This window comes from Mycoplasmoides alvi ATCC 29626, assembly GCF_000701785.1.
GTDB lineage: Bacteria > Bacillota_I > Bacilli_A > Mycoplasmatales > Mycoplasmoidaceae > Mycoplasmoides > Mycoplasmoides alvi.
Genome location: NZ_KL370825.1, coordinates 24,892 through 50,314 on the forward strand (window position 1 = coordinate 24,892; position 25,423 = coordinate 50,314).

Annotated in this window: 23 protein-coding genes, 1 tRNA gene and 1 pseudogene; 19 read left to right on the forward strand and 6 right to left on the reverse strand. The window is 24.9% G+C overall.

The window, feature by feature from the left end:
• Nucleotides 1-10: 10 nt before the first annotated feature.
• Both T383_RS0103000 and T383_RS0103005 read left to right on the forward strand, forming a co-directional pair.
• Entirely contained in the window at nucleotides 11-556 is a 546-nt protein-coding gene (locus tag T383_RS0103000; protein WP_033160202.1) for an RNA polymerase sigma factor, read from the forward strand.
• 485 nt (nucleotides 557-1,041) lie between these two features.
• Nucleotides 1,042-3,894 carry a cation-translocating P-type ATPase gene (locus T383_RS0103005; RefSeq protein ID WP_033160203.1) on the forward strand — a complete coding sequence of 951 codons (2,853 nt, stop codon included), beginning with the start codon at nucleotides 1,042-1,044 and terminating at the stop codon, nucleotides 3,892-3,894.
• Nucleotides 3,895-3,897: 3 nt separating this feature from the next.
• Here the strand turns inward: T383_RS0103005 and def are convergent, their stop codons facing one another.
• Entirely contained in the window at nucleotides 3,898-4,458 is a 561-nt protein-coding gene (def, locus tag T383_RS0103010) for a peptide deformylase (protein ID WP_033160204.1), read from the reverse strand.
• 71 nt (nucleotides 4,459-4,529) lie between these two features.
• Between def and gmk the strand changes: the two genes are divergently transcribed.
• From gmk to tilS, 6 genes are all read left to right on the forward strand, one after another.
• On the forward strand, nucleotides 4,530-5,108 hold the full coding sequence (gene gmk / locus T383_RS0103015; RefSeq protein WP_033160205.1) for a guanylate kinase: 579 nt from the start codon (nucleotides 4,530-4,532) through the stop codon (nucleotides 5,106-5,108).
• A 57-nt stretch (nucleotides 5,109-5,165) separates the two neighbouring features.
• Complete coding sequence (locus T383_RS0103020) at nucleotides 5,166-5,990, forward strand: PP2C family serine/threonine-protein phosphatase (protein ID WP_052664047.1); 825 nt, start codon at nucleotides 5,166-5,168, stop codon at nucleotides 5,988-5,990.
• The gene (locus tag T383_RS0103025) at nucleotides 5,977-7,164 is read left to right on the forward strand and encodes a serine/threonine-protein kinase (RefSeq protein WP_033160206.1); all 1,188 of its coding nucleotides are present in this window, start codon (nucleotides 5,977-5,979) and stop codon (nucleotides 7,162-7,164) included. The genes T383_RS0103020 and T383_RS0103025 overlap by 14 nt, the downstream gene beginning before the upstream one ends.
• A 13-nt stretch (nucleotides 7,165-7,177) precedes the next feature.
• Complete coding sequence (gene rsgA / locus T383_RS0103030; RefSeq protein WP_052664048.1) at nucleotides 7,178-8,029, forward strand: ribosome small subunit-dependent GTPase A; 852 nt, start codon at nucleotides 7,178-7,180, stop codon at nucleotides 8,027-8,029.
• A gap of 195 nt (nucleotides 8,030-8,224) precedes the next feature.
• Entirely contained in the window at nucleotides 8,225-8,791 is a 567-nt protein-coding gene (gene pth / locus T383_RS0103035; RefSeq protein ID WP_245595173.1) for an aminoacyl-tRNA hydrolase, read from the forward strand.
• On the forward strand, nucleotides 8,784-9,671 hold the full coding sequence (gene tilS, locus T383_RS0103040; protein ID WP_052664049.1) for a tRNA lysidine(34) synthetase TilS: 888 nt from the start codon (nucleotides 8,784-8,786) through the stop codon (nucleotides 9,669-9,671). The genes pth and tilS overlap by 8 nt, the downstream gene beginning before the upstream one ends.
• On the opposite strand, the gene T383_RS0103045 is transcribed toward tilS, so the two are convergent.
• Nucleotides 9,661-10,563, reverse strand: a complete 903-nt coding sequence (locus T383_RS0103045; protein WP_052664050.1) for a Cof-type HAD-IIB family hydrolase — start codon at nucleotides 10,561-10,563, stop codon at nucleotides 9,661-9,663. The genes tilS and T383_RS0103045 overlap by 11 nt on opposite strands.
• The gene (trpS, locus tag T383_RS0103050) at nucleotides 10,535-11,596 is read right to left on the reverse strand and encodes a tryptophan--tRNA ligase (protein WP_033160207.1); all 1,062 of its coding nucleotides are present in this window, start codon (nucleotides 11,594-11,596) and stop codon (nucleotides 10,535-10,537) included. The genes T383_RS0103045 and trpS overlap by 29 nt, the downstream gene beginning before the upstream one ends.
• A 138-nt stretch (nucleotides 11,597-11,734) precedes the next feature.
• Between trpS and T383_RS0103055 the strand changes: the two are divergent.
• The 5 genes and pseudogenes from T383_RS0103055 to T383_RS0103075 form a co-directional block, all read left to right on the forward strand.
• Nucleotides 11,735-12,166, forward strand: a pseudogene (locus T383_RS0103055) (Spx/MgsR family RNA polymerase-binding regulatory protein); the annotation flags it as partial.
• Nucleotides 12,167-12,327: 161 nt separating this feature from the next.
• A complete protein-coding gene (locus tag T383_RS0103060; protein WP_033160208.1) occupies nucleotides 12,328-13,122 on the forward strand; it encodes an NAD(+) kinase in 795 nt (264 codons plus the stop codon).
• A gap of 10 nt (nucleotides 13,123-13,132) precedes the next feature.
• Nucleotides 13,133-13,537, forward strand: a complete 405-nt coding sequence (locus T383_RS0103065; protein ID WP_033160209.1) for a hypothetical protein — start codon at nucleotides 13,133-13,135, stop codon at nucleotides 13,535-13,537.
• Nucleotides 13,506-13,937, forward strand: coding sequence for an SsrA-binding protein SmpB (smpB, locus tag T383_RS0103070; RefSeq protein ID WP_033160210.1), 432 nt, complete (start codon nucleotides 13,506-13,508; stop codon nucleotides 13,935-13,937). Before T383_RS0103065 ends, smpB begins: the two co-directional genes overlap by 32 nt.
• Nucleotides 13,938-14,106: 169 nt before the next feature.
• The gene (locus tag T383_RS0103075) at nucleotides 14,107-15,732 is read left to right on the forward strand and encodes a hypothetical protein (protein WP_156940255.1); all 1,626 of its coding nucleotides are present in this window, start codon (nucleotides 14,107-14,109) and stop codon (nucleotides 15,730-15,732) included.
• Nucleotides 15,733-15,739: 7 nt separating this feature from the next.
• Here the strand turns inward: T383_RS0103075 and T383_RS0103080 are convergent, their stop codons facing one another.
• The gene (locus T383_RS0103080; RefSeq protein WP_052664051.1) at nucleotides 15,740-17,233 is read right to left on the reverse strand and encodes an aldehyde dehydrogenase family protein; all 1,494 of its coding nucleotides are present in this window, start codon (nucleotides 17,231-17,233) and stop codon (nucleotides 15,740-15,742) included.
• A gap of 429 nt (nucleotides 17,234-17,662) precedes the next feature.
• Between T383_RS0103080 and T383_RS0103085 the strand changes: the two genes are divergently transcribed.
• From T383_RS0103085 to T383_RS0103100, 4 genes are all read left to right on the forward strand, one after another.
• Nucleotides 17,663-18,433: a hypothetical protein gene (locus tag T383_RS0103085; protein WP_033160212.1), complete on the forward strand. Its 771-nt coding sequence runs from the start codon at nucleotides 17,663-17,665 to the stop codon at nucleotides 18,431-18,433.
• 628 nt (nucleotides 18,434-19,061) lie between these two features.
• Nucleotides 19,062-20,840: a molecular chaperone DnaK gene (gene dnaK, locus T383_RS0103090; RefSeq protein WP_033160213.1), complete on the forward strand. Its 1,779-nt coding sequence runs from the start codon at nucleotides 19,062-19,064 to the stop codon at nucleotides 20,838-20,840.
• Between the two features lie 114 nt (nucleotides 20,841-20,954).
• On the forward strand, nucleotides 20,955-21,539 hold the full coding sequence (locus T383_RS0103095) for a hypothetical protein (RefSeq protein ID WP_033160214.1): 585 nt from the start codon (nucleotides 20,955-20,957) through the stop codon (nucleotides 21,537-21,539).
• 77 nt (nucleotides 21,540-21,616) lie between these two features.
• Nucleotides 21,617-21,691, forward strand: a tRNA-Trp gene (locus T383_RS0103100).
• 76 nt (nucleotides 21,692-21,767) lie between these two features.
• Here the strand turns inward: T383_RS0103100 and T383_RS0103105 are convergent.
• Nucleotides 21,768-22,112, reverse strand: coding sequence for a TlpA family protein disulfide reductase (locus T383_RS0103105; RefSeq protein ID WP_033160215.1), 345 nt, complete (start codon nucleotides 22,110-22,112; stop codon nucleotides 21,768-21,770).
• Between the two features lie 368 nt (nucleotides 22,113-22,480).
• Here T383_RS0103105 and T383_RS0103110 point away from each other — a divergent pair, with 368 nt between their 5' ends.
• Both T383_RS0103110 and mtnN read left to right on the forward strand, forming a co-directional pair.
• Nucleotides 22,481-23,854 carry a DEAD/DEAH box helicase gene (locus T383_RS0103110; RefSeq protein ID WP_052664052.1) on the forward strand — a complete coding sequence of 458 codons (1,374 nt, stop codon included), beginning with the start codon at nucleotides 22,481-22,483 and terminating at the stop codon, nucleotides 23,852-23,854.
• Entirely contained in the window at nucleotides 23,832-24,578 is a 747-nt protein-coding gene (gene mtnN, locus T383_RS03790; RefSeq protein ID WP_084269098.1) for a 5'-methylthioadenosine/S-adenosylhomocysteine nucleosidase, read from the forward strand. The genes T383_RS0103110 and mtnN overlap by 23 nt, the downstream gene beginning before the upstream one ends.
• Here the strand turns inward: mtnN and T383_RS0103120 are convergent.
• On the reverse strand, nucleotides 24,567-25,379 hold the full coding sequence (locus T383_RS0103120) for a protein kinase family protein (RefSeq protein WP_033160216.1): 813 nt from the start codon (nucleotides 25,377-25,379) through the stop codon (nucleotides 24,567-24,569). The genes mtnN and T383_RS0103120 overlap by 12 nt on opposite strands.
• Nucleotides 25,380-25,423: the final 44 nt, after the last annotated feature.

Consider the following 25,423-nt stretch of genomic DNA (forward strand, 5'->3'; position numbering starts at 1 on the left):
TTAGTAATTTATGTTATGTGAAGTCCCTAAGACTGAAAATGAACTTTTAAAGTTTCACTTAGATTTTTCATTTAATTTTTTAAATAAAAAAATGCAAAAATATTACTTTGAATTTCTTTTACTAGAAAGGCAAGATTTGAAAACATTATCTTATATCTTTTTAAAAGAAACATGAGAGCGTTCTTTAAAAAATAAAAATATTCAAAATTTTAGATCTTATTTGTCTGGTTCTTTAAAAAATTTATTTATGACTTATGCTCGTAAATGTCATATAAATCCTGAAGATAGAACAACATTAATACCTGAATTTCATGATCATTTTTATGCACATAATCAAACTCCTGAATCATTTGCTAGATTTTCAGATTTGTTAGAAAAAATAAACAACATAAATCTTTCATTATCTAAAAATGAGAAAAAAGCTTTAAATGAATATTTTTTTCAAAAATGTAATTCACTTAAAGAAATTGCTTTAAAAAATAATGTAATGATTTATAAATTAAAATATTTAATTATTAAGATTAGAAAATTATTGCAAAAGGAAAAAGAAAGATAATATTTTTAATGTATCTTTTTATTTTTCATTTATCATATTATTGTGATTAATTTCACTAATTGATTAAATTCATTTTTTGCTAAATAGATGCAAATATTTTGACAAAGCACATTGGTTTGTTAATGTTGTTTTGTTTGTTATGGAATATTTGGATTCAAAAATAGTATCTGAAAATAAACAAAAATTAGTTTTATTGTTTTGAAGTTGATTATCTAAAAACAGATTTCATCTTACACAATGAAGGGTTAATATTTTTGTAAGATATGAACTATGTTTTCTCTATTTAGTGGTTTTACAATGAATTTTATAAATCAATTAAAAGCATTTTTAGTTTTTTGTTTTTATTTTAAAAATGCTAGTTTTGGCAAAACTCAGTGTTTGGGTTTTGCCTTTATTTTTATAAATTAGTTTTTTTAATACATAATTTTGTATTAAAATACTTCCTTAATTATCAACTTGATAATAATTTCTTACTTAGGTAATATATGAAAAGAGACTCTGAAACTGAACAGACAATTCTTGAAGAAGAATTAATAAAACTTACAAATACAAATATAAATCAAGGTTTATCTACTTCAGAAGCAAAATTTAGATTAGAAAAATATGGAAGAAATACACTACCAATAAAAAAGAAAAAAAATGTTTTCTTGATTTTTTTGTCTCAATTTAAAGACTTAATGATGTTAATATTACTAGGAGCTGTTATTGCATCTTTTGTTGTGACAATAATAACTGGTAATAACAAAAATTGAGTTTTTGATGAGCAGTTAATTGTTGAGTTTGTTCAACCATTTGTAATTTTACTTGTAGTTATTACAAATGCCTTGTTAGGAACTGTTCAAGAAATTAAATCTGATAAAGCTATTACTTCATTACAAAAATTAAGTGTTTTGAATGCTAAAGTTATTCGCGACAATAAACTTATGTCAATTAATTCTTTAGATTTGGTTATTGGTGATGTAATTATTTTAGAAGCTGGGGATCAAATTGGAGCTGATGCTAAATTACAATTGGCTACTAATCTTCAAGTTATTGAATCAGCATTAACAGGTGAATCTTTACCAGTTGTTAAAGACCCTAAAGCTATTGTTGACAAAAATGCTCCTTTGGGAGATCAGATTAATAAAGTGTTTAGTGGTTGTTCTGTTGTTAGTGGAACTGCAACTGCAATTGTTTTTGCAACAGGCAAAAACACACAAATTGGTAAAATTGCTAGAATGTTAAATAATGAAGAATCATTTTTAACACCTTTGCAATTAAAATTAAATAAATTGTCCAAAATTTTTGGTTATTTTGGTATTGTTCTTTTTGTTATTGCTTTTGTTGCCCAATTATCTATTTTAGGTTTTGAAAATATTGCAACAAATAACACTTGATCAATTGCCCTAGTTGGATCAATTTCATTAGCTGTTGCAGCAATTCCTGAAGGATTATCTGCATTTACAACTGTAATTTTATCGTTAGGAATTCGTAGAATGGCAGCTGAAAATGGGTTAATTAAAAAGTTATCTGCAGTTGAAACTTTGGGAAGCACTGGTGTAATTTGTACAGATAAAACTGGAACTTTAACACAAAACAAAATGACTGTTATGGGGATTTGAACTCCTGAAGACCAAGAGTTTAATTTAAATGAACCTAAAGTCTCACATCTTAATTTAATTAAGCATGCAATTTTATGTACTGAAGGTTCTGTAAATTTTATAAATAATGAGTATAAACATGTTGGAGACCCAACAGAAACTTCATTAATTATGTATGGATTGAATCATAAAATAGTTAAAGAAGAGTTATTTGACAAACACAAACGTCTTCGAGTAGTGCCATTTGATTCAAATACTAAATTAATGACAGTTGTAAACGAAATTGACAATAAAAATTGTGTTATTGTAAAGGGTGCTCCTGATGTTTTGATTAAACTTTGTAACAATGTTGATGAGAATTATGTCAATACTGTTATTAATAATTACTCTAAACAAGCATATAGAACTTTAGCAGTTGCATATAAAAAACTAGATGATTCTATTGATCTTTCTAAATTAACAGATGATGAACTTAATAAAAATTTAACTTTTCAGGGTGTGATTGCTATGATTGATCCTCCTAGAAATGAAATTAAAGAAGTTATTCAAACTTGTTGACATGCAGGGGTTAAACCAGTAATGATTACTGGTGACCATTTATCCACTGCAATTGCAATTGCTAGTGATATTGGCATTATGCGTTCAGATAGTTTAGCCATTCAAGGTTCAGAATTAGCAAAAATTTCTGATGATGAGTTGAAACAAAATATTGGTAAATATGCAGTTTATGCCAGAGTAAATCCATCTGATAAATTGCGAATTGTAAAAGCTTGACAAGCAAATGACCAAGTTGTGGCCATGACTGGTGATGGTGTAAATGATGCCCCAGCATTAAAGGCTGCTGATATTGGTTGTGCAATGGGAATTACAGGGACAGATGTTTCTAAAGATGCAGCTGATATGATTTTAATGGATGATAATTTTAGTACAATTGTTTCAGCTATTAAAAATGGTCGTCAAATTTATCATTCAATTCGTCGAGTAATTCAAAATTTGTTAATTAGTAGTATTGCTGAAATTTTGGTTGTTTTATTTGGAATGTTGGTTTTTGGTCTTATTTATAAAGATCAAATTAATAAACCTAATGTTCAGTTTGAAGTTCTTAGTGCCCTTCAATTATTATGAATAAATTTATTGGTTCATGGAGTTCCTGCAGTTTGTTTGGGGATTCAACGTTCAAAAGTTAATGTTATGAATATTCGACCATATAGTAAATATGAAAGTATTTTTGCTCAGAGAATGGGCATTGATTTGTTGTGGCAAGGCATTTTAATAGGATTTTTAGGTTTATTAGCATATGGTTTAGGTATTGAATATGCATTGAATAATTTATCATCTGATATTCAATCAGGTTCAATTCAGTTCAATGAATTTGGTTCCTCTGCTTGTTTTTTAGTTGTTGGAATTTCTGCTTCATTTCATGCTTTAAATTTAATGAATGAACAATCAATATTTAAATCATCATTAATTTATTACAAAATGATTTATTTATCAGTTTTGTTTAGTGTTTTAATGATTTTATTTGTAACATTTGTTCCTAAAATTGCAATCGTTTTTAATATGAGTGAGTATCTTTTTGATCATCCAATAATTTTAGGTTATGGAATTGGCTTTGCTTTTATTCCAACATTTTTAATTGAAATTCAAAAAATTATTTTAGAAATAATTAAAAAGCAAAAAGACAAACTTAAACCAATTAATGATTTTCAAATGATTCTAAGACCTAAAAATATTTTTTCTAAAATGTCTAGAAAGTAATTTTTAGTTAATTTTTTCTCAATCTTCATCTACAAACATAGGTTTAATTGGGTTTATTCGATCATAGTAAAGTTTTCCTTCTAAATGATCATATTCATGTTGTAAGCACATGGATAATATACCTTTTGCTTCAATGGTTATATTCTTTTTTTGGAAAAAATCATAACCTTCTATTTTAATCTTAGAATTTCTAATTACATATCCTTTCTTATCGACAGGCACACTTAAACAACCTTCGCCTGCAAGAATATATGCTTTTTTTGCTGATACGCTCAATAAATTTGGATTTATAAGGAAATATTTATGTTCAATTTTATTTTCATCATCAAGATGAATGTAAAACATTCTTTTTTTATATCCAATTTGATTTGCTGCAATGCCAATTCCTGGTCTGATATTAAATTTTTTTGCATTACCTAAATAACTTTCATCTATATAGCTAATCATTTTTTTTATATTAACTAAGTCAATTTCATTTAAAGGAAAATTAACTTTTTCACATTTAATTCTCATTTCATTATTTTGATCTAGTGTAATTCAATCTTTTTTTGGAAAATAGTCCATGATTTTTCTTTCAAAATATTAAATTATTTATAATATAAGAAATTTTATATTCATTTTTGTGATTATGTTCTATGAATAACAAAAAAGGCTCAATTGTTTTAATATCTGGTCCTAGTGGCGTGGGCAAAGGAAGCATTGTTAATGAGTTATTAAAATTTCATGAATTAAAACTTAAATATGCTATATCTGCTACTACTAGACCTAAAAGAATTAATGAACAAGAAGGCATTCATTATTTCTTTAAAACAAAAGAACAATTTGAAAAAATGATTGAAAATAATGAATTGCTAGAATATGCCATGTATGTGGGTAATTATTATGGAACCCCGATGTCTCAAGTAGAAGATATTTTAAATTCGGGTTATAACCTTTTATTAGAGATTGAGTGCCTTGGCGCGATGCAAGTGTTAAATAAATTTTCAGATACTCTAAGTATTTTTATTACTCCACCATCATTTGAAGAATTAAGAAATCGATTAAAAAAACGTAATTCAGAAACAGATACAATGATTGATAAAAGAATTGAACAAGCTAAAAATGAATTAGATCTTTATTCACGCAAATATAAGTATATTTTAATGAATGATGTTTTAAATGAAACTATAAAAAATATTTATAATATCTTATTCCAAGAAGTGATTAATAAATAATAGATTTTATTATTTATAATAAGTCACTAGATTAACTAGTTACATTCAAGAGATACAATGACTTTAAAAAAAAATCGTAATTTTTCATCAATAAAAAATAATTCATTTGGTTCAGCATCTGATGTTGGTATTGTTCGAAAAGAAAACCAAGATTCTGTTTTTATTGGAACCAACATTTATAACAACTTGATTGTTATTGTTTGTGATGGATTAGGAGGTTATAAGGGTGGCGCAATTGCATCAAGCATTGTTTGTAATTTATTTCGAGATGAATTTTTAAGTAATGATTTTAATGGTAAATCAAAAAAATTTATTGAAGATTGATTTGCTCAAACAGTTTTAAAATCACGTCATTCTATTAGCAATTACGTTATGAATAACAGTTATCAGCAACCTGATTTGTCACAAATGGCAACAACTATTGTTTTAACTTTAGTTGCTAATAAAAAAATTTATACTTTTTGAATTGGTGACTCACGTGCATATTTAGTTGATACTAATAAACAAACGTGGCAAATAACTCTAGATCACAATCTTTATAATGTTTTAAAGCTTGCAAATGCAAGAGAAGAAACTTTTAAGAAACATGCAAATGAATTGTTAGCTTTAACTAACATAATTTCTAAAGATATTGATCATAAGCAAACTTTTGGTGTTTCTATTCATGAACCAAAAGAGAGTGAAAAGTATTTAATTTTATGTTCTGATGGTTTTTATAACTTTGTTAATTCAGAAAGTTTTTATACTTTAATTGAAAATTATTCAGATGATATGATTGGCGCTTCAAAGCATTTAATTAATGTTGCAATGCAAAATATGAGTAATGATAATGTTACTGTTGCAGTCGTTAATTTATTAGAGGTGTTACATGGAAAAAAATAAATCGAAAAAAGTCGATTTATTATTACCCAATGACATTATTCTTGGTAAATATAAGGTAATAAAGCCCATTAATAAGGGTGGCATGGATTCTTATATTTACTCAGCTATTAATACTTCTTTAGACACTAGTTTATCAACTGATGCACAAATAGAGCAAGTTGTAATTAAAGTAGTTCAAAGAACTCCTACAATGAAAGAACATAATTGAACCAAATTTTTAGAAGAACTAGTTACTGCTAGTCGTGTGCGCCATGCTAATTTGGTTCAAACATATGATGTTGTTACACAAAAATTAGAAGTATTACGAAATAACCGAATTGTTGTTTTGAATGATGTTGCTATTATAGTAATGGAAAGTGTTGATGGACCTTCATTACGTAATTTATTGAATACTAAAGGTTATTTTAGTGTCGATGAGGCTATGTATTATTTTAAAAAAATAGTACTAGGGATTAAACGATTGCATACTTATACCCATATGATTATCCATCGGGATTTAAAACCAGAAAATATTTTGTTATCTAAGGATTTACGTGAAATTAAAATTTTAGATTTTGGCATATCCTCATCTGTAATTGTTGAAAATTTTAATTTTATTACAATTACAGAAGAACAATCTTTGTTTGGTACTGTTGAATATATGTCTCCTGATAATTTGGATTTTAATATTGATCCTAAGACAAATAAAAAAATTCGTAAACCTCCAACTCCACAATTTGATTTTCATTCATTGGGTATTATTTTGTTTGAAATGTTAACAGGTGACAAACCATTTACTAAAAGCTCTAAAGATGATAAGGAAACAATTAAAAAAGCACGTTTGTATGATATTCCTGTAATGAAAGGAATTCGATATGATATTCCAAATAGTATTGATAATATTGTTTTTAGATGTATTGCTTCAAAAATAGAGGATTTAAAATATCGATATTCAAATTGTGATGAGTTGTTAAGTGATATTGAAACATATGATCAACCTAATCGTATAAATGAAGAATTATTAAAACCCATTGCATCTCGTGTTCTTGAACGCGAAGATAGCTTTAATCCACAATTTAGCAAAAGCAAAGAGTCTTGGTATTATAAAAAATATTTAGTAGTAAATTGTTCTCTTTTATTTTTTTTAATAACAATTTTAGTTCTTGTATTAACAATTGTTCATTTTACTAAATAAGTGATAATTGGTTATGAAAGCAATTGTTTTAAAAATTGTAGCTAATTTAGTAGTTGTGTGACATGAAAATAAAGAAATTAAAGTTTTTGCTCCTGGAAAATGAAAACAAATGGGAATAAAAATATATCCAGGTGATTATGTTCAGTTAGATTATCGCGGCTCAGAATTACAAATAATTGATTTATATCCGCGTAAAAATTTAATTGAAAAACTTCGAATAGCAAATATTGATAATTTAATTGTTGTTCAATCAATTGTTGAACCAAATATCAATTGATTGTCTTTGCTAAAGACTATAGCCTTTTATGAATACCATGCAAATATAATACCCATTTTTCTTATTACAAAAACTGATATTGCAAAAATAAGTGTAAATGATCAAATGTTTTTAAATGACTTAAAACAGATAGGTTATGTTGTTTTGATTAAAAACAAAGAAAAAGATTTAATTACTTTGCAAAACATTGTCGCTTCAAAAATTTCTTGTTTTACAGGTGAAAGTGGCGTCGGAAAATCAACTTTAATTAATAATTTAGATCCAAAGTTTATGCGATCTGTTCAAGAAATTTCTTGAAAATTAAATAGAGGCAAAAATACTACAACTCAAACTGAATTACTATCTTTTCATAATGGTTTTTTGGTTGACACACCTGGATATTCAAAATTTTTATTAAATTTAACACCACATCAATTGAGTGAATCTTTTCATGATTTTTCTAAACTTAAGACAAAGTGTAAATTTAATGATTGTCTACACTTAAATGAATTTAATTGTGCAATTATAAAAATTTTGGGATCAGCATTGATGCCGCAATGACGTTATAACATTTATGTTGAATTACAAAAACAACTTAAATTTACCTAAATGAAAAGTTTATTTTTAAGCATTCAAATTTTTAAATGATTTCATTATTTGCTTTAGTTTTAATTTAAGCATTTGTTAAGTTTGTATAAGGAAATTAACACAACAAACATTTTATTAAACAAAAAATTAATTATTTAGAATAAAAGCATAAATATTTTTAAGTATTTCATTGACTATTTTATTTAAGTGATTTTTATGAGTTTAAAACTTATAGTTGGTTTAGGAAATCCAGGCAAACAATATGAAAACACTCGACATAATGTTGGTTTTATGTTTGTTGATAAGTTATGTGATACTTTAGGTCTTTCATTAACAAATGAAGGGTTCAAAGGTCTTTTTGTTAAATCCAAATTTAATGATCAAGATTTTATTATTTCTAAACCCCAAACTTTTATGAATTTATCTGGAATTTTCGTTAGACAATTATCTGATTTTTACAAGATATGACCTCAAAATATTTTGATAATTTATGATGATTTGGCATTTAATTTGGGTCAAATTAAATTAAGATTAAAGGGATCTAGTGGTGGACATAATGGAATGCAAAATATTATCAAGTGTATGTCAACTGATAAGATAAAAAGAATTAGAGTCGGTATAGGTCCACAAAATAATAAAAATTTAGCTAATTTTGTTTTAAGTAATTTTCTTCCTAATGAATCAATTTTATTAGATTTAGGTATAAGTAAAGCAACATTAGCTGCTTGTGATTTTTTAGAAAAAAATGATTTTTCTAATTTAATGAATAAATATAATGTTTAAAAATAATAAAAATGAAATTATCAATCAATGTCTAGCAAGTGTATCAGGTGGCCCTGATTCCATGGCATTGCTTAATAAATATAAAGATTGTATAAAAGTTGTTTGTCATGTTAATTATAATGCTCGTCATACCTCTAAACGGGATGAAAACATTGTTAAAGCTTATTGTTTAAAAAATAACATTAAATTGCATGTTCTTAGTGTAAATAGCAAATTAGAAGCAACAAAAAACTTTCAAAATTGAGCCCGCATTGTTAGATATAATTTTATGCACAAAATTGCCAAACAATACAATATAAAAACAATTTTAGTTGCACATAATTTAAATGATTTTATTGAAACCGCTATAATGCAAATATTAAAAAAAAAATTAACATTATTTTTAGGTATTAAGCAATATAGTAAATATCATGATCTTTATATTTATCGACCTTTTATTAATATTTGAAAAAAAGATCTACTAAATTATTGCTTATCTAATTCAGTTCCTTTTGGAATAGATGAATCTAATTTTTCTTTAAAATATGAAAGAAACATTATTAGAAATAATATAAATAAATGAGATATTAATGAACTTTTATATTTTCTTGTACTTGTAAAAAAGTATAACAATAAAAATGAAAAATTAAATGACTCAGTTATTTCATTTTACAAAATTTGAAAAAGCAACAAATATACCAAAATACTTTTGAATAAAAATATTGATTTTATTTTTCATGTTCTTTTTGAAATGTTTAAAGAATATAATCTAAAATTTGATATTAATAAATTTAAGGCAATTTTAATTTTAATGTATAAAAATAATCCTAATAAAGGCTTGAGAATTGGTAAAAACAAAAAACTTTATGTAAAAAATAAACAATTATTTATTATTTCATAAAAATTTTTTTTAGTTCTATAGCAACTCCATCTTTATCATTACTTTTTGAAGTGATATATCTAGCAACTAATTTAGCTGCACTAGATCCATTTTTCATTGCATAACCAAATCTAGCTTTTCTAAGCAATTCAATGTCATTTTCTCCGTCCCCAAAACTAATAGTGCTATCCATAGATATGCCATAATAACTCATTAAAAAATCAATAGCATTACCTTTATTTGCAAATTTTGTATTAATTTCAATAATATTTCCAGCATTGGGCAAAGACCAATTTCTAACAACAAATGTGTTAAATCTTTGTTTTATGTAATAAACAACATCATCAAGATAACGTGATTTTTTTAATTGAAGTAAAACTGTATTAGGATCATTTTTCATGTTAAGTAAATGATTTTTACCATAAAATTGATTTTCAGTTTTGTTAACATCTATTCTAAACAATTCATTTAATTCTTGTATTTCTTTTGGTTTATTTGGTTTATTTAGAATGTACATCGCATTATAAGATTCAGCAATTATATTATCAATATGTTTAAATATGTTGTCTTCTAGAATTAATTTTCTTATTAATTCTTTATTAAAAACGATATTAATTGGTGATAAATTAGTATCATATGGATGTCAAATGTACGAACCATTTAGATTGACTAAAACAGTTTTTAAATTTAATTTTTTATAAATATCTATTGAACCGTGAGCATTTCTTCCCGTAGCAATACAAAATAGATGCCCTTGTTGACTAATTTTTTTTACTACATCTATTGTAAATTTTGACAATTCAGACTGATCATTTAATAAGGTACCATCAAGATCTGAAATAATTAACATTTGTCTTTTAAATTGTTTAAGTGTTAAATCTATTTTAACTGATGGTGAAACCGATTTTTTCATATACAGTACCTAATGTTTTTTTAGCAATTATTTTTGCTTTGTTTTTACCTTCATCTAATATTTTTAATATATCATTCTTAGAATATTCTTTTTTTCTATCTTGAATAGTTTTTATTAGTGAAGAAACAATTTTTATTAAGTCTATTTTAAATTCTCTATAATCTTTATTTTTATATTTTAATTCTATGTTTGAATAATTAATTTCTTTGTTTGTGTTAAATAATTGTTCACGCAACAAATAGTTTATTGGATCATTTATTGAACATAAATATATTGTCATTAAATTACTTATATTTGGTTGTTCAGATATATTATATCTAACATTATTTAATGAATCAGTTTTTGCAGTTTTAATCTTCTCTTCAATTTCTTTCATTGAATCATCTAAAAATATAATTCCTTTTTTATTCTTTGATGATTTTGACATTTTCTTTGTTGGTTCTACTAAATCCATAATTTTATTGCCTACACTAGCAATAAAAGGTTCTGGAACAATAAATGTTTCTCCATATTTTTTATTAAAGCGTAATGCAATGTCACGTGTTAATTCTAAATGTTGCTTTTGATCTATTCCAACAGGAACTAAATGTGGTTGATATAATAAAATATCTGCAGACATTAGAGTTGGATAAATTAGCAAACCTGTTGGTATTCTTTTTGTATTATTGCTTTGTTGTAAATCCTGGTTTGTAATTTTATTTTTATATTGTGTCATTCTTTCTAATTCACCCAAATTTGTATGGCACATTAATATGTAACCTAATGTAGTGTGTTCACAAACTTGACTTTGAATAAAAATATTAACTTTTTTTGGATTTATTCCACTAGCTAAATAAGTACTTGCAATGTTTAAACTATTGCTATTAATTACTTTAGGATCAAAATCCAACGTAATTGCATGTAAGTCTGCAATAAACAAATACATCTCGTAATCATTTTGTAATTTTACAAAATTACTTATAGACCCTAAGTAATTTCCTAAATGCAATTTTCCACTTGATTGAATGCCCGAAATAGTTCTTTTTAATTTCATCTTATATATAAAATATCAATTATTTTTATTCTGTAGGTTTTGATTCACAATAATTATTTAAAGTACATTTAAACCTATTTTCTAAAATTAAATTATACTAAATTAGAATAGAAAATATAGAGGCGGTAATTACTAAATATGAAAACAAGTAAATTGATTAGTACAAAAAGTCCTTCAGCATTAAATAGTTCAGATGCAAATAAGACTCTATTGTTAATTACTGCAAGTTGTTCTAGTTGTGTAAGAACAAAGAAGTTTTTTATTGATAACAAATTACCTTATATTGAAATTAATTTTTATACAAAACCAATACTAGAAAAACATTTTAAAGACATTCTTAGTTTAACAGAAAATGGTGTTTATGATGTTATTTCAATGCGAAGTAAATATTTAACAAATAATAAAATAGATATAAATTCATTAAAAATTTCTGAATTAATTAAATTAGTTCATGAACACCCATCAATTGTTAAAAGACCAATTTTATTACAATATGATAAATCTGGTAATCCAAAACGATTAATGATTGGTTATAATAGTGTGGATATTCGTGTCTTTTTAAGACCACTTAAAGATATTGAATTTCACAAATCTGATTTTACAACTGAAGATAATTCAAAATTTCTTGAATTTCCTGATGATATTTCACCAGTAAGAACTGTACCTAAAAAATCTAAAACTAAAAGTTTAAAAAATTCTTTAAGATAAGATTGTTTTGCTTTATTTAGACTATGTCAATAAAAAACACCTTTCAAGTAAAATGTAGTGATTCTCCTAAGGCAATAAAAATTGGAAATAATTTAATTAAAGTCTTGTCAAAACATTTTTTGCCTTCCAATAATAACAAGCCAGATTATTTATTTTCTGTTGGTGGGGACGGCACTTTTATTAAGCATGCAATTGAATATAATTTTGCTAATACAAAGATTATTGGTATTAATGGTGGTAATTTGGGTTTTTATAGTTCGTTCAATGAAAAAAATATAAATTTTCTTTTATCTAATTGAAAAAAATTAAATTTTGAAAAAATTGATTTAATACAGGTAAAACATAATAACAAACTTCATTTTGGCATAAATGAATTAGCTGTTATTAGTAGCACAGCATATCCACTTAAAATTTATTTTAATGATTTTTTTTATGAACAATTTAGAGGTACTGGAGTTTTAATTGGAACTAGAACAGGTAGCACTGGTTATATTAAATCTGCAAAGGGAGCAATTATTTCTCCTGGAATTGACTGTTTAGAATTTGTTGAATTGCAACCGTTGTTGCATGTAGATTTTTTAACAATTCAATCTCCAATAATATTACCTTTAAAAACTAAAATAAAAATTTGCGCAGAAGAAAATTTAAGTGCAAACAAAAATATATCTAAAATTTATTTAGATGGGATTGAAATTGAAAATAATTTTTCTAATACTTGTGTAGAAATTGAATCAATTAAAAGTAAAGCAAAATTTCTTTTGCCAAATACAATAGAATCATTTATAACTAAATTACAAAAAACTTTTATAAAAGGTTAAATTTTGAAAAATGACAAAATTACAAAAATTCATTCTAATTCTTGGTTATATTTTTACATTTGGCATACTTTTTTTTATTTTAAAAAAAATGGCAAAAAAACAAGCTCAAGTTGTAAATGATTCCTTGATTGTAAGTAATAACATTCCATTTAATATAGATGATTTTATTTTATCATTGGGTGGTTTAAAAAATATTGCATTTTGTTCTAGCACAATATCTTCTATTAAAATAAAATTATTTGATAAAAGTTTATTTGATGAAATCAAATTTAAAAAATTTAAACCAAAAGGTTATATGTGAGATGCTGAAAACACCTTAACAATTTTATTTGGTGATTTTTCTTCAGCATTAGAAAAATTTATTAAAAATAAACTTACAAACTATGAAAATATTAGTCAACAACAAAAAAGCTAATTTTAATTATTCAATTATTGCAACTTATGAAGCTGGCATTGTTTTAACTGGTAGCGAAGTTAAATCATTAAGTGAATCACATGGCAATCTTAATGAAGCTTTTGTTATTATTAGAAGAATGGAAATGTTTCTTTTAAATTTTAATATTCCAAAATATAAGTTTAATACAGTTAAAAATCATGAAGAGACTAGAACTCGCAAATTATTGATGCATAAATATGAAATAAGGAAAATTGAACTTAAGAAAAAGCAAGAAAAATTAACATTAATACCTTTAATGATTTATTGGAAAAACAAAAAAATTAAAGTAAAGATAGCTTTAGCTAAAGGTCGAAAAAAACATGATAAACGTGAAATTTTAAAGATGCGCGATGATATCAAAACAATAAAATCATATTAATATTGTTTTTATTATTTTAGTTATGTATTTCTTAATTAAATTTTCCTATGCTACTACATATTAAAATTAAAATGTATTTTTAAATTTAAGAAATTTTAATTCCAAATTTTTCTTTTAAAAATTAAAATTAAACTAAATTTGATTTATAAAATTAGTAAATAAATTGATTATGCATTCTCATAAAAATGATTTAGTCTTCTTTAGAAATAAGAAAAAAAAATTTACTTTTAAATTTTTATTTGTTTCATTTTCCATAATTACGTTAGGAATTTCAACAATATCCATGATAAGTTGTGGGAATGAGTCAACTAGTGATAAAGAAAGTGGCAATCAAAATCCATCAAATAATAATTCTGATTCTAATACAAATAACAATAATAATGGTAATAATTCTAATGATAATGTTGAAGATAATTTAACAAATTCAAATTTAGAATCACAATATTTAGATAAATTAAATAAGGCTTATTTAAACTTTAATATTATTCCAAAAAGTAGTACAGATTGTTCTTTATTGGAAGCAAAAGAAATTGTTGATGAATCATCACTGCTTAAATATTTTATTTTAAGTGGATTAGATAGTGACATAACATATACATTTGTTAATGCTGCTATTGATGGAACAGATTACACTTGTTTATTTGTTTCATACAAAATTGCTTATAAATCATATACAAGGGATAAACTTATAAAATTAACTGGTTTTGCATTGCCAGATAATTTAACGCAAAAACAAAAAAATACACAAATGCTTAAGAGTCTTGAAAAAAATCTAAAAATAATTTCTAATTCAGAAGAAAATGCACCTGATTATAGAAATATAACTGTCATGAATTTTTTAACCTTATTAAGCACAGAACCATGGCAAATATATGATTATTTTGAAATTAATTCAAAAGAATTAGAGGAAATTTATCAATCTAATCCATTTCAGTCAAATGACTGTGACATTAATTTTCAACTTAAAAATGGTTATAAATTTAATCCTGAAAATCCAACATCTATAGTATTTCAAGTAAAAGTTAAAATTGGGAAAAGAAATAAATATGATAACATTGATACAGATGATCCAAATTATGTAACTGAAACTTTTGATTATACATTAGATGGATTTAAGTTGGATCCTGAATATATAGGCAAATTAGATGCCCAACCTATTGATAAACTTCCAACGCCAGCAAATGCAATTTCATATAAAGGGAAATTAGAAACCTTCAAAATTTCTAACATTAAGAGAACGAATCATCAAAATTATGTAAATGCACAAAATAAATTTACTTGAGATGATTTTAAAAAAGAGATAATGTATCATTTACGTTTTTATTTGTATCAAATGTTTAGTGATAATTTTACTGAGATTAATTATTATGTGAATAATGAAATAGTAAATGAGAAACTTGTTGCAACAGCTGAGGGGATAATAAAAGAAAATAAAACTAATTTTAGTGCATATTTTCAACTTATTAATGATCGAGATTATACAAATAAATACAACGTGCAAGCTGGTGATAAAATTAAAATTCAATTTGAATATGTTAGTAAAAATTGAAAACCTATTGCTCTTGATTCAGAAGAAATTTTGCCAGGATTAATAGATAAAAATTTTGATTTTTCTTCTAGTTGCGATTTAATTGGAAAAAATCCATCAAAAATTTTAACAAATACTTTTTTCTCTTCAATTACATCAGATTCCAAAATGAATTTATCTGTTTTTCAAAATGATAAAAATATTATTTATGTTTCGCCAAATATTATGGAAATTTGATCTTTTGTTATAAGACAAAGAATAATTTAGATGTAATTTATTTGTTGATAATTAAACCTTTGTACCTAGTCATAGATAAGATAGTGTCTTCAATTCCTTGTGGTGCCCCAATTCCAGAATCTTTTATTCCTAAAAATGGAAACAAATCAGGTCCTCTTGATGAAGATTTATTTCAGTTAACTGAACCAACCTCTAATTCTTTAGTAATTGTGTGAACTATTTTTTCATTCTTGGTAAATATTGATGCTTGCAAACCATAATTAGACATATTATGAATTTTAATGGCTTCGTTAATATCTTTAACTTCTAAAATTGGTAAAACTGGCCCAAATTGTTCTTCTCATGCAATTCTCATTTTTTCAGTTACTTTGCTAATTAATGTTGGCACAATAAAATTTCTTTCTCTTTTGCCTCCAATTTCAATTACTGCATTGTGTTTTTTGGCATCATTTATTAATGATTCAATATATTCTGCTGAATTTAGGTCAACAACAGGAACAATATCAGGATTTTGAATTGGGTTACCAATAATCAATTTATCAATCCTATTTTTAAGCATTTTTATTAATTCTTTGGCAACAGATTTTAAAACAATTACTCTTTTGATTGCAGTACATCTTTGTCCTGAAAATGAAAAAGCCCCTTTAATAATTTCATCTGTAGCTATTTTCAAATCAGCATCAGATAATACAATTGCTGCATCTTTGCCACCAAGTTCCAAAGAAACATTACCCACTTGGCTCATTGCTAGCAATTCTTTTCCTACTTTTGTTCCGCCTGTGAATGAAATCATAGATATATGAGGATTAGTAATTAATGCCTTACTAATTTCATTGCCATAACCAACTACACAATTAATAACTCCCTTTGGCAAACCAGCTTTAATTAATAATTCAGATATTTTAATTCCAATTATACTTGCTTGAGTAGCAGGTTTAAAGACAACAGTATTACCACTAACTAATGCTGGAACAATTTTAGCAATTGGAGAATTAACTGGATAATTAAATGGAGTAATGGCTAAAACAACACCTATTGGTTCACGGGTGAAATAACCAGTTTTATTTTTAATTTTATGGTCTTTTGGACCAATAATTTTTGGTGTTTTTATTATTTTTTCATAAACCAATATAGTTTCATTAATATATTCAATTGATCGTTTAATTTCATCTAAAGTATCATTAGTAGTTTTGGCAACATGATTAATAACTAATTTAGCTAAATCTTTTCGATTGTCTCAGAGAGATTTTGCAAATTTTTGTAAAATCTTTTTTCTTTGACTAAATGATGTTTTAGATCATGAACTAAATGCTTTATTTGCATCTTCATATGCATTTGTAATATCATTAGCAGACATTGCACATACGCGCCCATCATCTTCTAAATCAATAGGAGATTTAATTGTAATTATTTTTTGAGATGCAATTTTTTTATTGCCTATTAATCCACAAACATTTTCTTTTAAATACTCAATGTTAAACCCTTCAGGGGCACAATGGAAACAATCTTTTTTCTTTTTGTTATTTTGCATAATCCCTATACCTAACTATCCAAATTAATATTAAACTAATTATATACATATCAAAAAGATAATTTAATTTATTTTTTTTGCACAAAATATGCTTTATTTTTATAGGCATAAATAAATGTAAGCATATTTTAATACAGAATAATTTGCAAGTTTATACTTAAGACCTAGTTATTATTTTGTTAATAACTAGATGACTTTCTTTTAACAATATTTTTATTAATTAAAGTCATGTTGTAAATAACTTTATGAACTGTAAAATGTTAATGACATTGATAAGTACACAATATAACTTTAAGTAGTTAGTGAAATATGTTTATCATATTTCAACAAGATAAGTCTTAAACTAAAATTAGAAATTTATTGCTTTATACATTTTTAATAAAAGTTTTTGCCTTCTAACTTTTAACAACAAAGAAAGACAAATAACTCATGAACACAAATAATACTAACAAATCTTTAAAAACACCTATTAACACAAAGAAAAAATGAAAAAAAATTATCTTAGGATCATCTTTGGGACTTTTATCATTAGGTGTTATAGCATCAACAACTATGGCAATTATTACTTCAACTTCACTAACGCAGAAAAATGATGTTATTAAAAAGGAAACATCAACAAATAATTTATTACAAAAAGAAATTCAATTAATAACAAACAAACAAGAATTAATAAATTCAGAATTGAAAGATTTAAGTAATCAATTAAGTCAAGAAAGGATAAATAATAGTGATCTAAGTGCGGAAAATGAAAAATTAATTAAATTAATTCAAAATCAAGAGCAAATGATAGAAAAGACTAAACAAAATATTGCTGATTTAGAACTTCAAGCTAAAAATTTAACTTCCAAAGTTGAATTAGCTGAAAGTGAAAAAACTAATTTATCTATTCGACTTTCAAATCAAATTAAACTAAATGAAAGCTTGCTTGCTCAACAAAACAATACTATGGCAGAAATTATTACACTGATTTCTAATAACAAGGTTTTAAAAAATTTAAATATTGGAACATTAGATAATGGTTCTGATGCAGCAATAGTTCAAAGAGTACTTTCATTCATTCCACAAAATCGTTTTGGTTTGCAAATTAATCGAGCAGTAATTATAAGCAACAATATGCTTGATAGAGCTTTTGTTCTAATTTCTGTAGGATCAAACAATGCAATTGATATATTAAGTGTTAATTACATTGTTCGCCAATAACTCAATAACTAAAATTTAAAAAAATTATTAAATTATAATTCCCTAACTTAACTTTAGGAAATTCTTAGAGGGACATTCTAGGAATATGCATCCATAAAAAACAATGGATGCATATTTTATGTATTTAATGGCTTTAATTTAAGGTTTCACTAATTAAATAATTTAATGCTAGTTTTTTAATCCACAATTTGTCTAGGCATTTTATTAATTAAGTCAAACTTTATTTAATTCTTACTTTCTTTTATTTCTTTATAAACTCTAAACTTATTTTTTTAATAATTTTGCAATTTCACTAATATTTTTTTCCTTGATTAAACAATAAATTAATTTAAGTTTCTTTCCAATTAGTTAAATGTTTATACATTATAATCTTTAATGTACTCCTTAGTTTGGTAAGGGGCACTTTTTATGTCTTAATATCAAGTTAAAATCTTTTTTATAAAAGATATTTTTATCAACAAAATTTAAATACAATCTAAGATTAACTTTAGTTTAAAAATATTTGTTATTTAGCACTTTATTAAGTTTAGTGCTAATTTTTAAAAAAAAGATATATAATACTTTTGCATAACTTAAAATTTATTCCTAATAAATTTGTTTTTAAGAAAGGTTAAAGTTATATAGAACTATGGCAGACTCTGGAATTATTATAGGTATTGACCTTGGAACAACAAACTCTTGTGTTGCTGTAATGGAAGGCAATCAAAAAACTGTTTTAGAAAATCCTGAAGGTAAGAGAACAACTCCTTCAATTGTTTCTTATAAAAATGGAGAAGTTATTGTTGGTGATGCTGCTAAACGTCAGATGTTAACTAATCCCAACACAATTGTATCTATTAAACGTTTAATGGGTACAAGTAAAAAAGTTACTGTTGAAGAAAATGGAACTAAAAAAGAATTAACACCTGAAGAAGTTTCAGCACAAATATTAACTTACTTAAAAAATTACGCAGAAAAGAAGATTGGTAAAACAATTACTCGTGCTGTTATTACTGTTCCTGCTTATTTTAATGATGCAGAACGTCAAGCAACAAAAGTAGCTGGTAAGATTGCGGGATTAGAAGTTGAACGTATCATTAATGAACCAACTGCTGCTGCTTTGGCATATGGTATTGATAAATCAGATCGTGAAATGAAAGTTTTAGTTTATGACCTTGGTGGTGGTACATTCGATGTTTCTTTATTAGATATTGCTGACGGAACTTTTGAAGTATTAGCAACTGCCGGGGATAATCGTCTTGGTGGTGATGATTGGGATAACAAAATTATTGATTGAATAGTGGAAAATTTAAATAAAGAACATCCTAATTTGAAAATTCGTGAAGATAAAATGGCTATGCAACGTCTTAAAGAAGCTGCAGAAAGGGCTAAAATTGAATTATCAGCACAATTAGAAGTTAATGTTTCATTACCATTTATTGCTGTAACTGAATCTGGTCCTGTCAACTTTGATAAGCAATTATCACGTTCTACATTTGAGCAATTAACAAAAGACTTAGTTGAACGTACAAGAAATCCAATTAAGGATGTTTTGGAAGAAGCCAAAGTTGATCCTAGTCAAATTGATGAAATTTTATTAGTTGGAGGTTCAACAAGAATTCCTGCTGTTCAAGCACTAGTTGAATCTATGATTCCAAATAAGAAACCAAATCGATCAATTAACCCAGATGAAGTAGTTGCTTTAGGGGCTGCTGTTCAAGGTGGTGTTTTACGTGGAGATGTTAAAGATATTTTATTATTAGATGTAACTCCTTTAACATTAGCTATTGAAACATTAGGTGGTGTTGCAACTGCTGTAATTAAGCGTAATACAACTATTCCAGTTTCTAAGAGTCAAATTTTTTCTACAGCTCAAGATAATCAAGAATCAGTGGATGTTTCAGTTTGCCAAGGAGAACGTCCTTTAGCAAAGGAAAATAAATCTTTAGGTACATTTACTCTTGGAGGCATTGAGCCTGCTCCTCGTGGTAAACCACAAATTGAAATTACTTTTAACATTGATGCTAATGGAATTTTAAATGTTAAAGCTAAAGATTTATCTACTGGTAAAGAAAATAGTATTACTATTAGTAATAGTAGTGAATTAAATGATGATGACATTCAAAGAATGATTCGTGATGCTGAAGCTAACAAAGAACGTGATGCTATGATTCGTAAACGAATTGAATTACGACATGAAGGTGAAAGCATTGTATTTAACATTACAGAAATTTTAAAATCTAATGAAGCTAAAGAATTACCTGAAGAAGAAAAGAAAAAATTACAAGACATGGCTGATGGTGTCAAGAAGGAATTGGACGCTCAAAATTGAGATGGTCTTGAAGCTAAAGTTAATGACTTTAAAAAATGACGTGATGAAATGGCCAAGAAATATGGCGATCCTTCACAAGGTGGAGAAAAGAAATAGTTTCACTGTATTAGTTAATCAATAAATAAAATTAAAACACAATCTTGGTGATCAAGATTGTGTTTTTTGTATAATTTCTTGCAATTAAGTGTATTAATTAAGAGATTTATTTTTATGGATTTGCCAAATCATAATTTAAATACTGAGTGTAAGTCAACATTTTATACAGCAATAGTATTTGTTGTTTTTGAAATTATTTGCTTTGTATCTTTAATTTGTTTGCTAATAGTCATTATATCTATAAATGGAAAAAGTTTAACTGATATAACAAATACTATAAATGGCAATGAAATCATTACTACCACAACTTTAAATAACAATGGAATTGTAACTATAATATTTTTTATGTCTAGTATTATTTTTGGAATTTTATCTTTTATTGTTGCAATTATTTTTGTAATTAAAATAAATGCTTCAAAAACATATATAAAACCATCTGGAGAAACTTATTTTATTTTAGGAATAATTGGTATTTTTATTCCATTTATTGGATTAATTAGTGCCTGTATGACTATTAATTACTTTAGAAAAAATAAGAAAAAATTTATTGAATACAATGAAAATTCTAGTTTTACTAATGCTATTTGCATTAAATGTGAAAAAATTTATTCAATAGATAAAATGTTAAAGACACTTTTAATAAATGAAGGTTGTGAAAAAATAGTTTATTCTTGTCACCAATGTGCTAGCAACAATTAATCTAATTGAAATTATTTATAAAGCAAAATAATTTGTGAATTTAATTAAATAAATATAAAATTAAAAGTGCTTTATATAGGGGTGTAGTTCAATGGTAGAACATTGGTCTTCAAAACCAAGTGTTGTGGGTTCGAGTCCTGTCACCCCTGCCATTTTATTTTGACATTTATAAATAGTTCACAAGTGTTTGTGAACTATTTTAATTTAATGTTTTTATCAATATAAAAGTTATTTTTTAATTAAATAAGTTTTGATCATTGTTTCTAATTTTTTAGGTTTTATTGGGCCTTCATGAAAAGCAATGATTTTTTTATTATCATAAACTCTAAAAGTTGGAACCTTTATAAGTTTTCATTTTTGATTATTATCTTCTAATCAAACATTATCTGATTCTTCAACATGTATCATATAAACATCATAATTAGCTTTTATTTCAGCAAAATATGTAATGATTTCAGGAATATTTATTTGACAAAAATTACATCATGTACCAAAAAAAATACCTAAAACTGGTTCATTTTTTTTATTAATAATGTCTTCAAAGAGATTAAGATCTATATTTTTAAATTCCATAATTATCAAAATCTCCTTAAAATAGTTCAAGCTTATTTATCTTAATTTTAAAATTTTACATTATTGTTTTTATAGATTTATATATTCTTTTCTAAAATATGGTTTAATTATTCACTATCAATGCAATATATGTTAAAAATAAAAATTAAATGATTTTTTATGCATATAAATTAATTGATATTTTGTATAAATGATGATGAGAAAATATAATTTCGTATTAAGTTGGAAATAAATTTATAAAAATATGTTTATTAATAATTTTTTAAATTGAAATTTAAATAATTTTTAAGAATTAATAAATTTTGGTAATATATGTTGATACCTTAGTTGCATTAACACATAAGTAAATTAATACATAATAAGAACATATGGACAAGATAACATTTGCTGATTTAGGAATCAGTAGTGAAATAATTTACCAATTAACTAATAATAAGATTATTAGTCCTTCAAATGTACAAATACAAGCTATTCCAGTAATTTTAAATCGAAAAAATGTGGTAGCCAAAGCTCCCACAGGATCAGGGAAAACAGCTGCTTTTTTATTGCCAATAATAGAATTAATAAAAGAAAAACACGAAAAAACACCTAGAGTAATTATCTTAAGTCCGACACGAGAATTGTCTGATCAAATAGATTCAACATTCAATTTGTTAGTTAGTGATAAAATTAATTTAAAAAGTTGTTTGATTATTGGTGGCGTTAAAGAAAAACATCAAGTTGAAAAATTAAATGTTGGGGTTGATGTAATTGTAGCAACCCCAGGTAGATTAAAAGACTTGATAGAGAAAAAAAAGATTGATTGCTCTAATGTTCAGCATTTTGTATTGGATGAAGTTGACATGATGTTAGATTTAGGTTTTTATGATGATATTTCTTTTATTCATAAGCAAATGCCAGAATCCATTCAAATTGCTTTTTTTTCTGCAACTATTCCAAATAAAATTCAGTCATTAATTAAAAAAATAATGAATGATTATGAGTATATTGAAGCAGATGCTAATCTCAGAAATAGTGGTTCAATTAAACAAAAATTGTATTACATAAATAATCAGGATAAAATTAAGTTATTATTAACATTAGTTACTAAAAATTTAAACAAACCAATTATGGTTTTTTGTAATAAAAAATCTTGTGCAAATTTTATTTCCTTTTTTTTGAACAAATCCGGAATTAGAACAAGAGCTATTCATGGTGATAAACCACAATATGTTAGAAGTAAAATTATTAATGACTTTAAAAAAGGTATTTGTAATGTTTTAGTTGGGACAGATCTTGCTGCACGTGGAATTCATGTGGATAATGTAGGGTTAGTAATAAATTATGATATTCCAACTAACGTATATAATTATATTCATCGAATGGGTAGAACAGGTAGAGCTAACCAAAAAGGAGAGTGCATTTCTTTTTCATCCTTTTTAGAAGTAGACAATACTAACAATATTTTAAAATTAATGCAAAATGAAATTGAAATTGCAAAATTTAATTCTAAAGATATAGAACCATCACATAATATTACAAAAGAAATATTGAATTCGCATCCATCATATGCAATCCAAGCTAGAAATATAAATAAGTTAAAAAATAATAAAAAATTTAGTAATAGAAAAAATAATTATAGTAGTTTTTCAAGTAAATCTATGAGTAAAAAAGCAACAGATAGTTCTAGTCAAAAAAGCAAATTGAGAGCAGCTGAAGAAAGGCTAATTAAGAAAGATAATGAATGAGAATCAGACCTATAGGTTTGCCATAGTTTGTGCTTTAATGGATGAAGCTCAACCACTTTTATTTTTTTTTAAAAAATTTAAACCAAAAATAAAAATTTTTTCTACATCTGAAAAAAACAAACTATTTGTTTTGACATTTTCTAAGCCTCTTGTTTTTTTAAATTTTCAAATTCTAAAACTACATATTTATGTTTCAGGAGTAGGCAAAACTAATGCAGCAATTGCAGCAACTAAACTTATATTTAATTACAAAATTAATTACATAATTAATGTTGGTTTAATTGGCATATTAGATAAAAAAATAAGTTTATTTTTACCTATTTTAGTTAATAAGATAATTTATCATGATGTTGATTTAACTAATTTTTGTTATCAATTAGGTCAATTACCAGGTTTGCCATCATGTTATGAAATTAAATCAAATGAAGTTAACCAATTGATGAAAATATTTAAAAAAAATAAAATTAAAGCTTTTAAATGTAACATTGCAACTGGTGATCAATTTATCGATAAAAATAAGTTAAAAAACATACTAAATATAAAGCATACAATAGTGCAAGGTATTGACATGGAACTTGCTAGTTTAATGCAAGTGTGTTATTTGAATAAAATACAAATTTTATCTATTAAGTTTGGTTCAGATTATGTTAAATCAAAAAATAATTATTTAATGTTTCAACAAGCTAAAGATGAGTACAAAAAAATATTGTTAAATATGCTTAATTTTTTATTTAATTAAACTGTAATATTTATTTATTAATTTTTTAGTATTTTCTCTGTAAGTAATAATTTCTTTTGTTTGTTTTGGAAAAAAAGTTCATTGATAAGCAAAAAAAGTAGTGGCGAACATGAAGTTTAACACTATTTCATAATCTAATTTTTCAAAATATTTTTGAATTAATTTTTTTAAATTTTTTATTGGATATTTTATTTCTCTTAAGAAATTGCATAAATCTCAATAATTATTATTTAATGATCCCCACTCGTAGTCAATAAATTTTACATTTTTATTATTTCAAATTAAATTGCTAGGTCTTAAATCATTATGAGAAACAACTATTGGAAGGTCTCTATATTTTTCAATTATTTGATGATATTTTTTTAATTCATTTTTTAAGCCATTAAAATTGGCAATATCTTCAAATACAAAAAAATTTCTTTTTGAAATTAATACACTTGTATCTAGTTTTTGTAACTTAAATAATTCATTTGCAAAAGATTTTAAAAAAAGATCAGATTTGCATACCTTTATGGATGGAATATTTCCATCAATTCATTTTTTTATTGCATTACCATTTTTTTTGTCATAAAAAATAAAATCACCTTTATTTTTCAATTTATTTACAATTGCATATTCATTATTACGATCTATTTTTTTATTACCAACTCTAACTTGATATTTTTGATCTTTTGTATTGACCACTTTGTAAGAAAAATTTGTAAAACCATTAGAAATAATTTTTATAGATTTGATTTCAGATAATTTATTTGGCATGTAAAGTTTAAATATATTTATTGCTTTTACTTTAAAATCATTCATATTTAGTTAAACTTTCTTTGTATAATTTATTTATTAAGATTACA